This window comes from Dictyobacter vulcani, from assembly GCF_008974265.1.
Lineage (GTDB): Bacteria > Chloroflexota > Ktedonobacteria > Ktedonobacterales > Ktedonobacteraceae > Dictyobacter > Dictyobacter vulcani.
The window spans coordinates 3,616,990-3,632,018 of the sequence record NZ_BKZW01000001.1 but is presented as its reverse complement, the minus strand read 5'-3'; the positions used below and the strand labels follow the sequence as shown (position 1 = coordinate 3,632,018).

The 15,029-nt window shown below is 45.7% G+C and carries 9 protein-coding genes; 6 read left to right on the top strand and 3 right to left on the bottom strand.

Annotated elements, in window-relative coordinates; all coding sequences use genetic code 11:
- Positions 1-375 precede the first annotated feature (375 nt).
- The gene (locus KDW_RS15380) at positions 376-735 is read right to left on the bottom strand and encodes a hypothetical protein (RefSeq protein WP_162005264.1); all 360 of its coding nucleotides are present in this window, start codon (positions 733-735) and stop codon (positions 376-378) included.
- Between the two features lie 128 nt (positions 736-863).
- Here KDW_RS15380 and KDW_RS15375 point away from each other — a divergent pair, with 128 nt between their 5' ends.
- Positions 864-2,216 (top strand): transposase, encoded by a 1,353-nt coding sequence (locus KDW_RS15375; RefSeq protein WP_151756115.1) that lies wholly within the window; start codon positions 864-866, stop codon positions 2,214-2,216.
- Between the two features lie 47 nt (positions 2,217-2,263).
- Here KDW_RS15375 and KDW_RS15370 read toward each other — a convergent pair whose 3' ends face one another.
- The gene (locus tag KDW_RS15370; RefSeq protein WP_151756770.1) at positions 2,264-2,782 is read right to left on the bottom strand and encodes a site-specific integrase; all 519 of its coding nucleotides are present in this window, start codon (positions 2,780-2,782) and stop codon (positions 2,264-2,266) included.
- Positions 2,783-4,172: 1,390 nt separating this feature from the next.
- On the opposite strand from KDW_RS15370, the gene KDW_RS15365 reads away from it, so the two are divergent.
- From KDW_RS15365 to KDW_RS15355, 3 genes are all read left to right on the top strand, one after another.
- A complete protein-coding gene (locus tag KDW_RS15365) occupies positions 4,173-6,179 on the top strand; it encodes a site-specific DNA-methyltransferase (RefSeq protein ID WP_151756769.1) in 2,007 nt (668 codons plus the stop codon).
- Positions 6,176-8,515 carry a DEAD/DEAH box helicase gene (locus KDW_RS15360; protein WP_151756768.1) on the top strand — a complete coding sequence of 780 codons (2,340 nt, stop codon included), beginning with the start codon at positions 6,176-6,178 and terminating at the stop codon, positions 8,513-8,515. The genes KDW_RS15365 and KDW_RS15360 overlap by 4 nt, the downstream gene beginning before the upstream one ends.
- A gap of 1,341 nt (positions 8,516-9,856) precedes the next feature.
- Positions 9,857-10,537 carry an HAD family hydrolase gene (locus KDW_RS15355; protein ID WP_162005263.1) on the top strand — a complete coding sequence of 227 codons (681 nt, stop codon included), beginning with the start codon at positions 9,857-9,859 and terminating at the stop codon, positions 10,535-10,537.
- Here KDW_RS15355 and KDW_RS15350 read toward each other — a convergent pair.
- Positions 10,493-11,704: an IS256 family transposase gene (locus KDW_RS15350; RefSeq protein WP_162005352.1), complete on the bottom strand. Its 1,212-nt coding sequence runs from the start codon at positions 11,702-11,704 to the stop codon at positions 10,493-10,495. The genes KDW_RS15355 and KDW_RS15350 overlap by 45 nt on opposite strands.
- A gap of 70 nt (positions 11,705-11,774) precedes the next feature.
- On the opposite strand from KDW_RS15350, the gene KDW_RS35915 reads away from it, so the two are divergent.
- A complete protein-coding gene (locus tag KDW_RS35915; RefSeq protein ID WP_151756766.1) occupies positions 11,775-11,969 on the top strand; it encodes an HAD family hydrolase in 195 nt (64 codons plus the stop codon).
- 10 nt (positions 11,970-11,979) lie between these two features.
- Positions 11,980-15,012: an ROK family protein gene (locus KDW_RS15340; RefSeq protein ID WP_151756765.1), complete on the top strand. Its 3,033-nt coding sequence runs from the start codon at positions 11,980-11,982 to the stop codon at positions 15,010-15,012.
- Positions 15,013-15,029 lie beyond the last annotated feature (17 nt).

The following is a 15,029-nucleotide window of genomic DNA, read 5'->3' as shown; positions in this document are numbered from 1 at the left end:
TCGGTCGATTCCAGGAGAAACTCACTGACGTAGAGACCATCCTACTGTTCTGTAACAGACATGCGTATCATTGAAAGCATATGCTGCAGTGAACAAGAAAGTGTAATTACTTGTGGTATATCACCAAAACCAACAAAGTGCAAGACAGTGTTCGTTTGCTTTTATCGATAGGAGGAGTGTCATACATCATCTATCTAGAAGAACTGTAGATAAAAACCGAAGACAAAACAACGACGAAATCAGGGGTGGAAGCGGGCGTCGGCGTACCACGAAAATCAAATGCCCCACGATAATAGATATCATCTAGATTCAGAAGATCAAAAATATCCGCGAAAAAATTCATAAAATCATTGTGATATACGAAAAGGACAGCAGTCATCGTAAATAGTGGCGGAGCATGACATCCAGGCGGTGATGACCTAACTGTTCCGAGACAAAGAGGGCAGCCTGTCGATCATAGTCACTTGATTTGAGTCGCCCGAGAGGTGAAGGAAGCGTGCGGCCGGAAGCTCGCCAGAGATAGAGGGCCTGGGCATATTCACGCCGATAACTGTGGATATCCATGTTTTTGGGAAGGTGTTCAAAGACATGCTCATCGGCATTTCGCCCTTCTACCCGAGACCAGACAGCCTGTTCATGGCCTGGAAGGACAAGGACCTCACGCGCTTGCCCGCCTTTGCCATTACGGACATACACAACTAAGCGTTCACGACTTTGCCAATAGACCTCACGCACAAAGAGGGCTCCAGCCTCATAGGTGCGAACGTAAGCACAATAGTACTTGAACAACGAAAAAAGAGGCCAAACACGGTCTTTCTCTGGTATCGTTACAAAAAACCAAAACGTGACGAAGGAGAAACACCATGTCAAGCCGACCTCATCATACGCAAAAATGTCTCACAGAGCAAGCCCTGGGCCAGATCAATGATGCTGGATGGCAAGAAATCCTTGCGCTCTTACCACCAGATGTCAATGAACAAGCCTTTACCCATCAAGCCTTTACACGCTCCAATGGGTTGCGTTGCCCAACCGATTTGCTGCGTGGCATCTTTGCCTACGTCTTTTGCTTCCGCTCGTTCCGCGAGCTCGCTGCCTGGGCTGTGAGCACGAGACTGAGCACCAATGGAGACCGCTCGTGGGCCAAACGGACGCATCAGTCCTCAGATTGGTTGCTCTCGATCGTACAAACCCTGGTGGGATCGAGCGAGCCAGAAAAGGCTCTGGATCTGCCTGCGGGCTTCACCGGATGCATCCGTCTGGTGGATGCTACCCATCTGCGCACCTGGAAGCGCTCGGGCGAAAGTCGCCGATTGCACTGCAGTTATGAACTGCTGAGCAAACGGCTCGACCAGGTCGTGCTGACGGATCACCATGTGGGCGAAGGGCTCAAGCACTTTCATGGACAACGCGGAGACATCGTGGTCGGGGATTGTGCCTACTGTCGTCGACAAGCAATCCTCGATCAACTCGATGAGGGCGTTGAGGTCGTGACCCGATTGCATTGGTCCTCGATGCCCTTACTTGAGGCCGATGCTCAGACGCCGTTTGATCTCTCTGGCTGGTTGACCCACGTGGAGCCAACGGGCAAGGGAGAAGCCAACGTCGTGTTCCAGGTGCGTGGCCGTCAGCAGCCGATGCGTCTAGTGGCCGTTCATCTGAGTCCAGAAGCAGCCAAGCGAGCGCACAGCAAGCGAAAGGAGAAGGCCCGCAAGAATGGGCGCACCAACCAGGCATTGACGATTCAGATCGCCGATTGGTTGGTGGTACTTACCTCGCTGTCAGCGGATCATTGGTCAGCCGAGCAAATCCTGTTGCTCTATCGGGCGCGTTGGCAGATCGAACTGCTCTTCAAGCGCATCAAGCAATTGGTGCGTTTACACCGCTTACGCAGTGATGATTTGCAAAGTAATCAAGCGGTACTTGCAGCCATGCTGGTCGGCTGGATCCTCTTGGAGCGGCAGGTGAGCCAGGCACGCCGCGAGTTGCATGAGCAAGCGAGAGGGCGCGTGGCGGGGCCGATGAGTACCTGGGCGCTGTGTGCCGTCTTTGCTCAAAGCCTGCACACGATGATCCTGGGTACCTGGACCTGGTCGCACATCCAAGCGTCACTCTCCCAGATGCAGCCGGTCGTGCGGTATCATCCGCAAAACCGTGTGCATCAGGAATCTGAAGTGGTCACGCAACTAGCCCAGACGCTCTATCTGGCATCGGCTTGAGGTCTTTTTCGTTGATTCAATTGTTCAAGTACTGCTTACGTTCGCACCTATGGGGCTCCAGCCTCCTCACGCCGCAGCCCACAAGCGCGCAAAAAAGCAATCGTACTCTGCCAATGGTCTGGTTGAAAATGTCGATCCTGTTTGGTCACACCACGTGATCGATGGATCTGCTCGCGCTTACGAGGAGGTATAGCGACCGTATCAGCAAGATCCTGCTGCTGGAAGAAGAGTCGCAAGGCGGCACGCTCAGCCTGCACAGTATACGCACTTTTCTGATCGATAACTCGCTGTGTCAGGTAGGCCGTAGCCAATTCCTCGGCCTGAGCATCCACATTGGACAGGCGATTGATCCCATAGATCTCACGTGTCCAATTGATAAAGTGGAGCACATGCTGTTGATAGGCCTGACGTGTACGGTGTGAATGAATCGTCTGCGTCGAAAATGTCCAGAAGTGCTCCCCCGCCTGGCGGGCAGACGCTTTAGCTGCAAAACGACTCTGACCAGGAACCATACGCTGATCCAGACGAGCAATCGCCTCATAGATAATCCCCCGTCGATTGCCCATATCATTCCCTCTCAGCTGTTTTAAGCACTACAAAATAATGTTCATGTTCAGACTTACGTTGCGAAGCTTTCACTACTTCCACAAGTGATGAGGCACTCCGAGACACTCATTTTCTTGTCATTGCTGTTTATATCCCCACAATATGAGAAAAAAAACAGTCATGTCGCTCACTATTGAGAGAGGAAAGATACCTACAAAAACAAATGCCACTAGTCAATTACTGGAGCAACTCACAGCCGTGGAGACCAGCCCACCATCCTTTGACACCCAAAGAATGCGAAACATGATAGCGCTCACGCCAAATGTGATGAACACTACCACCATGGTTCATTTTGAGAACCCAGGTATAACAACATTGAAAGTATATATGTTATGAAAAGGAGTTGTCTATGCCATGTATCACCAGCAGGCAGCAGTAGACAAAGATAGTTAATAAACATGTAAACTCGTTTATGCAATAAGATACAAGCCATGAACATTCAATAAAAATACTAAAAAGCAGCACTGTTAACGAACGTTTATTTTTGCCGTCTGTGGCGCATTATTGACTCAGGAATAATAGGCCTCTCAATGGCGAGATGGAGTATACCATGCAGCGTTCTGATATCAAGGTCACTCCGCTTCTGCCTTGACGTCAGAGTACTTGCACGGTTTGAAAATATTACGCCATTGTGAAAGCAAAAAAAACAGCCTTTTTGCTGTTGAGTAATTGACCGTAGCGGCAAAACAATTACCCGTCAACAATCCAATGTGTTTTTTGGTTTGTTGAAACATTACGCCACCAAGCAATTTCTGCAAGAAGGGATTGTGTGAGCTTATTTTAGTCTAAACGAGAATAATAATGGTAGTATTACTACAAATTAATTTATATACATAAACAGCATAGAGGATTATAAATCACTTCTGTAGTTACTAATCACGATTTGATCATAGCAATAGGACAATATTCTATAGGGATAACTCATCAACCATCTACACTAAGCGCTACCTCAAGTCCAGTAATCTCGACAAACAAGGGTATAAATTCTGACAAATACCAGTATGGTGCATCTTACTTAGTAGCAACTTATATTAATTAAATGGGAAAAACTTGACTAATTATAATTTATTAGTTCATAATATAATATGATCGTACTGAGGTATATTTACCTCAATTATTTATTCTTTATATTTATATATAGCAGAAACATACAAGGAGGTATCATTTGAAGATCATTGGACTCTTGTGGAATTTAGATCCCGATTCATATCATTCTCTGTATTCTCACCTCACGCCCAGCCGTACCGCACAAGAAAATCGCCTATCTTCTCTACGAGAATTGAATCTGTCCGACAAAACAGCAATAGCCGTAAAACATGTATATAGTGTTCCAAAGATGGGAACCAATCGATGAAAGACACAGTCCCAGCGATTTCTGATCTTTTTCTTCCATCCAAGTTCGCTCAACTGCGATTGGAAGATCTTTCTCGTGACCAGTTACTCGAGATTCTCGAAGTAAATAGCGGAGGTGGCATACGAATTAACTTTGCGGGCAAGTCTAGTGCACGCCGCCTTGCTCGCCTGGTACGACCTCGCATTACACGTAATGTTCCTTCACTTGGGTATGGATCACCAACGGAACAGGCAAGAAACATCTTAGTTGAGGGTGACAATCTTCAGTCGATGGTTACTCTTTACAAAGAACACGGCCATGTTGATCTTATACTTACCGATCCTCCTTATAACACTGGCAATGATTTTCGTTACAACGACCGATGGGATGAAGATCCAAATGATCCTGGCCTAGGTGAATTTGTCTCTCTTGATGATGGCGCACGGCATACCAAATGGATGCGTTTTATGTGGCCACGTCTGCAAATGATGAAATCCATGCTAAAGCCAGGAGGAATTCTTGCCATCTGTATTGACCACCGCGAGTTGTTCCGACTTGGCCAGATGCTCGATGAACTCTTTGATGAGGATAATCGTCTAGGTGTTATCAACTGGCAAAAGTCATATGCACCTCGTAACGACAACAAGCATCTCTCTACAGCGACCGAGTATGTACTAGTGTACGCTAAAGACACTTTCAAAGCTCGAACAGGGCTTCTAAATCGAACAGCGTCGATGAACGCTAAGTATTCCAACCCCGACGGCGATCCTCTCGGGCCTTGGCGTCCAGGTGATGCTTCAGCAGGAAAAGGTCGACAAAATCAAGGAATGGTGTATGCCATCCAGTCTCCTTTCACGGGAGAACTGCACTATCCGCCGCCAATGGGTTGCTGGAGAATGGCACAAAAAACGCTTCTTGAGACTCTCCGCCAGTGGAATGTGGAATTTGAACTTCGTGCGTTAGGAGATGATAAAGTCCGGGCAGAGTTGCTTAGCATTGATGTCACACAACTAAAGCCAGCTAAAGCAGTTGTTTTGGCTGAACCATTAGACGAAGCTCGATGTAAGGCAGAGGCTCGCCTTGCTGCTGGCGCATGGCCTAAGATTTACTTTGGTCCTAACGGTCAGGGCCGCCCGACAACTAAACGTTCACTCGAACGAGTTAAGAAGGGTGTTGTACCCATGACTTACTGGGCCAATGATGATTACGAGCTACCAGAGGAACTGGGTGCTGTCTCATGGGAACATCAGGAATCGGGTCACTCACAAACAGGAATCAAGGAGCTGGACGCGATCGTTGGTCCCAACCATGGTTTCGCTACTGTGAAACCATTGAGACTTTTCGAAAAGATCATCCAATTATGGTGCCCTCCCGATGGTTTTGTTCTTGATCCTTTTGGAGGATCTGGTACAACGGGCCATGCTGTTCTCGGGTTGAACTATCTTACAGGTAGCAACCGTAGATTCGTCCTCATTGAACAGGGAAGTCCTCAGAGAGGTGACTCTTACGCACAGACGCTTACTGCAGAGCGTCTCAAAAAAGCGGCCAGTGGCGATTGGGTAAATGGAAAAGGTATAAAGTTGGGTGGAGGATTTTCGTTTCTCAAACTTGGCAAGAAGGTTGATGCTGGTGCCCTCCTACGAATGGAACGCGACGAGATGCTTGATACTGTTATTGCTTCTCACTTCGATACCCGAAGCCGTCGAGGAGATCACCTCATACGGGTTGATAATGGCAAGACACCTTATAGGTATCTCATCGCACAAAATACTGAGCATGAGGGTTTCTTCCTTGTTTGGGATGGTCCAGACTCCAACACAGATTTCACAGAATTGGTTTATGAGGCCTGTGCAGAAGAAGCAGAACTTGCAGGGCTGAAATCTGCTCCGTATCATGTTTACGCAAGATTGTATCGATATCAGACCGATGGAATTCGCTTCTATCAAATTCCAGATCGCATTCTAGCCGATTTCGGTCTCGATATGCGTAGCGAACCTTTCATCGAGGAGGAAGCCGACGAATGATCGATTTATACGAATTCCAAGCACATGCCGCGGATCAGATTGCTGATCGTGTTATCGCGTACTATAATGAGCCACTAGAATTTGCAAAAGGACGAACAACTAAACGTATACCTTTTATTCAATTACTTTCATCTATTACTGCCTCAGGCAAAACTATTATTCTTGCCGATACCGTGGCATCTATATCTCATGGAATCTCCATTAAACCTATCATTCTTTGGTTATCGAAAGCGACAGTTGTCGTCGAACAAACGTATGCCAATCTAGATACAGGAGGAGGGCTACACAGCCTCATTAGTGACTTTGGCGTTCGATCCCTTGCTGAATACGACTCAACCGAGGTAGCCCATGAGCGTAACCCCTTCCTATTTTTCGCCACAGTTGGTACTTTTAATCAGAAAGACAAGGAACACGGGAGCCGCAAAGTCTTCCAAAGTGGGATTGATGACACTTCCCAGTCAACATGGAATGCACTTCAGTTGCGGCCTGATCCAGATGGCAATCGTCGGCCACTTATAGTGGTGTACGACGAAGCACAGAACCTGAGCGACCAACAAACGGACTTGCTTATGGAGTTAGAGCCTGATGCATTTCTCCTTGCAACAGCTACGCAACGGCTTCCAAAACGATTTAACGAGGAAATCATAGATATTCTCTATAAGATAGGGAATAAAACTGATGATGATCTTATGACCACAGTTGATGCTAAGGCAGTGGCAGACTCTGGTCTAATCAAGACAACTATTGAGTTGGTAGGTCATCAAGCACCCATGGAACAGGTCATCGAGTTAATGCTTCACGAACTGAAACAGACTGAGCAAGACGGTAAAGCTTTTGGCCTTCAGGGTCGGCCAAAAGCTGTCTATATTTGTAAAACTAATGTGGTAGAAGGATCTGATGAACGTGATAACCACAAGCAGCCGTTTGCTCACCGCCAAGCTCCACCTATCCGGATTTGGAAGCATCTCACCGAGACACTTGGCGTTGACCCAGCCGAAATAGCTGTTTATTCCGACCTACGAGTGGACAAGAATTTCCCACTGCCAAATGAATTCATACTATTCAATGGTGGAGATAACGACTATGATGATTTCATAAAAGGGAATTTTCGACATATCATCTTTAATCAGAGTCTTCAAGAGGGTTGGGACGATCCTCTTATCTATTTCGCGTACATTGATAAGAGTATGGGCTCAAAGGTACAAGCAGAGCAAGTTGTTGGTCGCCTCTTACGCCAACCGGAAAGGCGTCACTACCCGGCAGATCGTCTCAATATGGCACAGATTCATGTCCGAGTAGAGTCAATGGGTGTGTTCGATGAGGTAGTCTCATTGGTCCAGAAGAAAATCCAGAATGAGAACATGAGCATCAAACTCATTAAAAGTCCACCTGGCAAAAAGAATAGAGAAGAATACAAACCTAAGTCAGTCAAAACTGTACCAGTTAGTGCCATTATTACAGACAGCGCAGAAGAGCCAATTAATCGATGTATCACGACGATGACAGACTACCGAGATGATAGTGGTGCAAACATATTGGGTATCGGCCGTACTACCCGCGTTCAGAAAATTGTGGGGCAACCAGGCAACGAATCATTCATTTGGGAGGAAGTAGGACACTCTGCAATGGTGCTAGCTCGATGGCTGTTCACTCGTGAAGTGCGCCGCGTGTATCCTGGAGCACTTGGTATTGCAATGACATCGAGTGGTACTGGCACACCGACAAAGTTCGATGCCTGGATCGGTTTAGGTAGCAATGCTTCAGTACATGTCACAAACGTCGCCAAAGAGGTAGCCCAAGCTTTTGTAGAGAACGTCTATCTTAAGCTCCGAAAACCCAATCCTTACGTCGTTGGTCCACTCCTTCAGCAATCTGAAGACGTTGCCCTATTCCAACATGCTCTTCATGATGGCTATGAAAATCTCAACGCTGACGAGATAATTTTTGCTCAAGCGCTAGATCGGACGAACTTGGTATGGTGCAGAAACCCTCCTCGGACGGGATATGGTATTCCGCTCGTTGAGCCTGGAAAAACAGAAAACTTCTATCCAGATTTCCTTATTTGGTCAGATAATGATGTATACGCAATCGACACAAAAGGCCCCCATTTGCATTCTGACGCTATGAGGAAGCTCGTTCAGATCCGACCAGCCAGCCCAACATCACCACGAGTGTATGTGAGATTTGTCTCACCGGGACTCGTTACTGAAGGAGGACCACAGAGGGATTCGACTGGGTTAACCGTTTGGTCATTCAAGCCAAACGGTAATAGGGACTTCGCCTACTATGATTCAGTAGATGCCGCAGTCTCACGTTGTTTGAAACCCGACGTATAAGCAAAAACCTTGCGGACTAACTGTCGGCAATGAAATCCCAAAATTTTCTTTCTGATTAAGGAAAGGTTTTCACTCTCGTGGACAGCGATTTTCCCATTGCCAAAAATCGATCTGGATTCTGGTCCAGATCGATTTTTTTGTTGCTCGATACCGATTAGTTATGATAGTGTTGAAACATACACCTTTCCAGGTTTGATCAATTTCACCTGTATGATGTTGTAACATCATCACCAATAGATGCCCATCAATAACCATAACATTCAGTTTTACTGCATATTTCCTACTGGAATGATAAGGTATCGCAAACAACAGGTAGAGATGAGCCAAAACATGGATGGTCTGGCAATAGTAGCCCTCAACCTCATTTCGTCGCTGTACTCCCCAATCAACATACCAATCATCAGGCAGAAATGAACCACGCTTGTCGAGCGCATAGGCACGTTCCCAAAATGGCTGGCATCATCTCCAAACCGTTCCATACGAGCAGCCTGCTCCACATTCCCCACCTAAGCATCCACATCCAACCACAACAGAGGCAAAGAGACCAGTTGATAGATCATGCCATTCTTTTTTTCCCGTACGGAAAGAACGCAACAAACTTTCGCCAGTCGTCGGATGACACACCAGCTTGCGTAGCACAGAAAATATATTTTCTAGCCGATGGACTGCTGTATGTAGTCCATGCCCAGGCTAGAATTGCTCCATAATCCAGTCTTGATGAGCGCGTCGTTGTAGTTGGCGCAGTAATAATTTGAGCAACGAGAGGGCAGGCCCATAATCTCTTCCACCACCAAACCTGTCCAGTATCGAAAGAGCTGGACTTGTTACGGGATCAATCCATTCGAATATAAAATCTCCACATAACTAGATACGAGCAATTGGAGAGCATGGCTCGTTACGCTCATGTCTCTCACTTCATCCATAACCATTATCTCCCAGAAACATATATTACATGCTAAAAATTTTCTCTCGCATTATAGCAGTTTGAGATCTCTGCAGGGACACATCTCACACAGAAATACTCCCATTCTCTTTTCTGCTAACATTCCTATCAAACCAGAAAAAAATTAAATGTACTCCTTGCCTTACTCTCCCACAAGAACAGAACGTGGTGTTCATCGTCAGGACTCATATGGCTTGACAGAAAATCCTGTAGGAGAAAAAGGGGAGGATTTCCCATATAGTAGGAAGCTGGTAGGAGATCTTCTTGCTATGATTAGAAATAACACTGCTCTTGTTGAAATGATTGTTTGCTTTTAGCAGAAAATCACTATTATGAGATTGAATTGAATGATGAAAAGCATATGTACGCAAAATACGCCTACTATAGTTGTGTTAGATTTGGATAACACCGTATGGTATGGAAACTATCAACGCTACGGATATCTTTTTAGCGAACTTTTGTACAGATTTAAAAATACGTTTGCTTTAAATGCATCTATACATTTTCCATTCGAGCAATTTTTAGTGGGCTGGAACGCATATACAACCAGCCTTCATTTAACAGCTCCGCAACAGTTAGACCTGTTTTTCGATCTTTTGATACAAGATGGCTTTCTACAATTTAAATATGAGAAGGAAAGAGAAAATGTTAGACAGATGTGTGTGGAATGGATAGAGAACAGATATTGGGAGTTAGTTCATCATCCAGAGCATTTCTACATTGCGAATCAGCTCTACGAATATGGCAGAAGGGTATCTCTTGTTCCGGGCATCAATGGGAGTCTTTCTTTTTTAAGACAACAAAAAGCGAAGAGAGGGCTAAAGATATATGCCGTGTCCTTAAATTTACAACATATTTCCGAAAACATACTCAAGATGCTGGCAATCGCAGATATCTTTGATGATGTTTTTGGCGTCATGTGGAATGAAACATCTCTTATGAAAGAGGAGACCTTGCAAAAGATCCTGCAGGAGAATCATGCCAACAGCCAACAAGTCATGAGTCTGTCAAGTACTTTGTGTATGTCATTTCATTTAGTGAGGAAATCTCTCCCCAAATTCAATCGCAAAACAATTTAATGCAGGTATCCAATTACGGATCGGCATGGTCCACTTCTTGGCAATGTTGTGCATAGCTAGATAGACCACTTTGTAGACGGCCTCATCTGAGGGAAAAATGCGGTGATTGCGCGTGACTTTGCGTAACGACATGTTCACTGACTCGATCGCATTGGTGGTGTAGATCACCTTGCGAATGTCCTCGGGAAAGGCAAACAGCGGGACGACATGACTCCAGTTGGTTCTCCACATTTTGCTGATGCTTGCGTACTGCCGATCCCATTTCTCGGCAAAGAGATCCAGGTAGACCTGCGCTTCACTTTCCGTGGCAGCTGAGTAGATCAATTTCAAGTCTGCCGCGACCTCCTTGCGATGTTTGTAGGACACATATTTGAGTGAATTACGCACCATATGAACCATGCAGAGCTGGACTCGTGCGTGAGGATAGAGTGTTTCAATCGCTTCGGGTAAGCCGGTCAAACCATCGACACAGGCGATGAAAATGTCTTTAAGTCCCCGGTTCTGCAGTTCGGTGAAGACTGACAACCAGAATTTGGCTCCTTCATTGTGACCCAGCCACATTCCCAGTAACTCTTTTTGTCCGTGCATATCCACGCCCAAAGCCAGGTAGAGGGCTCGATTGATGATCCGCTGATTTTCGCGCACTTTGACGACCAGGCAATCCACATAGATAATGGGATAGAGGGTCTCTAAGGGTCGATGCTGCCATTGACGAACCTCGTCCAGGACGGCTTCCGTCACATTGGAAATGAACGTGGGTGAGACCTCAACCCCATAGAGTTCCTGGATCTGCGCTTGAATGTCGCGTGTGGTCATGCCACGAGCATACAAGGCCAGGATCTTCTCGTCAAAGCCTTCCAGTCGTGTTTCGTGCTTGGGGATCAAGAGTGGTTCGAAGCTGGCATGCCGATCGCGGGGGACGACGATATCAATCTCTCCCTGTGAGCCCTTGAGCGTCTTGCGGCTGCTGCCATTGCGGACATTGCCAGTCGTTTCATCACGTTTCCCATGTTTGGGATAGCCCAGGTGCACGTCCATCTCCGCTTGCAAACACCGTTCCACGAGGGCGCCTGTCAGCTGCTTGAGGAAACCGCCTTCGGCCAACAATTGGGTAGGATCGGTACATTCTTTGAGTAATTCGTCAATCAATTCAGGTCGAATGCTCATATGCTTGCCTCCGTCTTCCATCTTCTTCTTCATCATTCACTCCTTATTGTAGGATCACTTACACAAAGTATTGTACACCCTCCAAGTCATCACTATTGGTGATGCTGTTGGAGATATTGCAGCCGGTCAAAAGGTGGGCGTAAAAACCGTAGCGATCGCGACAGGGCCAACAGACTACTTGATGCTCTTGGACTGTAAACCAGACAGAATCATAAAGCAATGGCCAGAAAAATTGGAAGAAATAGAAAAAGTCTTTTTTTTCTAGGAGGTCTTGTATGCATTATTCCATAGGTGTAGATGTTGGGGGCACACAAACACGAGTTGGCCTTGTTGATAGTAACTCGAACCTGGTGGGTTATCAGCAGTGCCAGACACAACTACATTTTACCGCGTGTGAAGTCAGAACTATTGCGACAAAAAACCATGGTCTCATTGTCTTTCCCACGCCAACGTTGAAACGCTATCCCTCCTATTCCGTCGAGACATTACAACACATCCTGGTTGAATACATCATTCAGGCAGTTAAACAGTTACAAAAAGACAACCCTTCGGTGGTAATCAGCTCCGGCGTCGTATCATTTGCAGGGCTTGTCAAAGACAATGCAGTCATCACAAAAGCAGCGGATTTGTATTTTACGTGGGGCAGATGGGGTGAGACTGATATTTCAGACTCTTTCTTCCTGAAACAACAATTAGAAAATAAGAAGCCAGAAATGACATGGTTTATTGTTAATGATGTCATTGCTGCGGCCTTTCGTTATGCCCGACTGTATCCACAGGTTCAAACCCTGGCACTGGTAACCATTAGTACAGGAGTGGGGTATGCTCTCTTCAACAGATCAGCATCCGCTTTTGGAGAAAAAGATCTTGTTTCTCTCGGCCATAGAACTGTAGATCTTTCAAGTGAGGCCCTTGATTGTGACTGTGGAGGCAAAGGGCACCTGACCGCTTATTTTTCTGGAAAAGCTGTAGAAACCAGAGTACGTGAGCGTGCCTCCCATGATCTGCACAAATTTGCCCATTCGTCTCTCTGCGGTGTACTCAGAGAACGCTTTTCAAGCATGTCTTTGGAAGAGAAAAAAGAACAGTTACAATCTGCGGCTAGTGTCTCATTAATACATAAAAACGCCGATCTCTCTGATAGAGAAATGACCACATTTTTGCAAAAAACATCCCTATCCATCCAAGATTTACAGAAAAATAAAAATGAGCTATTTCTGCTGGCAACAATGATAACGAACAGAGAGATAGCTATAGCGATTAATAACAAAGACGCATTTGTGATGGATTATATCAATGAAATGATGGAGAAGTTTTCTCCACAATTTCAGGAGATACTCAATCGAGGCCCAAAAAAAATTGTCATTATGGGTGGATTTGTCTTATCTATCCAAAAAGTGTTTCTAGAAATGCTCATAACGCATATAAGTAAAGGATCAGAGGATAAACAGGCACAAACATATCTTCAAAAGAACGTCGAATGGGCCCTCGGTGATGATCTAGATGGAGTGATTGGTTCAGTCTGTGCAAAACAACAATTTGATAAAAAGTTGCAGGGAGAAGTAACACGCTCAATAGATACCCGTGGCTCAACCGTCTTTGAGATGCAGGCATGTACTGAAAAATATACCTCCTACATTCGAACATGCAATGTTTTCGAACCATCAAATATAACGCTGCAGAACATATTGACTAGGAGAAGCGAAGGTACTCCTAAGGTGATGGTGGTCACAGATAGTCATCTTTCATTCAGACTAGAGGAGAAGATGCGGGGTTATTTCCAAACAAGCGCTCTCTCATTTTCTCACTACAAAATAGCGTGCACTGCTGATATAAGTATGAGGGATGTTGAAGCGCTTCTTCTCGCGGCTAAAACGTTCAAATTAGGACGTAAAGATTATTTTCTAACAATAGGAAGCAGGGCAACTCTCCACTGTGGCGGATTAGCAGCTGCCATCTATCGGAGAGGAATTCCTCATATCTTCATACCACTCGATGATAGACTCGAAGATCTGGCCACATCACGCAACACAGTGGATATGGATGCCCAGGAAACAAAAGCCTCTGTCTCAAACTATCATCTACCTAGCTTTATCGTGCTCGATGAAACGCTGGTTCAGCGCTATTCGCCTCAGATACTGCCAACAATCAAGACAACACTCCTAAAAGACCACTATAGAGTTGTGTTTGCACACCATCTTTTCGATCTGGACAATACCACCTTGTCCTCCTATGTGCCAGGGAATGCGGCATTTGTTGTGATAAGTGAAGCAGCAGATATCATCTACGGTGAAAAGATAAAGAGGTATCTGAACGTAAATAAGATATATTATCGATACTATGTGTATGCTGGCGGCGAAAACAACAAATATTTTACCCAGGTCTTAGCACTTGTGCGACAAATCCTCATGGGTTACGATCCCAAGGAGATGCTCATCTGTATCGGTGGTGGAGTTACTATGGACCTCGCTGGATTTGCCGCTGCGCTCACAGAAAAACCATATATCAGAATTCCCACCACGCTCCTGGGTGTAATCGATGCTGGAATAGGGGTCAAAGTGGGATGTAATTACCAGGGAACAAAAAACTTCTTAGGTGACTTTTATGCTCCTCTTGTCTGTCTCAATGACGTTACATTCTTACAAACCGTCTCTCCGCGTAATATGCGGGCAGGTTTAGCAGAAGTCCTCAAGATGGGAATTGTTCGAGAACCCAAAATTGTCAAAATTATTGAGGACTATCACAACAGACTGATGCCCGAGCGATTACAGACAGGAAGATACGCAAGCGCATTACTTGAGCTTGCTACATATTGGATGTTGAAAGAACTCCACACAAATTTACATGAGGATAAAACACTCAAGCGATTAGTCGACTTTGGACACACGTTCAGCCCATGCCTGGAAATGAACAGCGGTCATCGAATTCTCCATGGTGAAGCAGTCGCTATTGATATGGCCATCTGTGCGCAACTTGCTTTCCTTCAAGGATATTGTACAGAGGAAACGCGCAATCGAATCATTCACGTCTTGATGGCAGTAGGGTTGCCCATTTTCGATGAAGCATGTGATGCGGAAAGTCTCTTTAAATCGATCACAGACATTCGCCTTGCCCGAGGCAACAATTTGCATCTGCCTATTCCTGCACGAGTAGGGAAAATGGTCTTCATTGAACATATTTCTTTTGACGTCCTGAAGAAAACACTTGAATATCTCAAGTCTACCGATCTCAACAACAAGAAATTTAAGTCGGATATACAAACAACAGGGCAACAGTATGACATTGCTCATCACTGTGTGCTCGTGTGAAAGTAGCAAGGGAATAG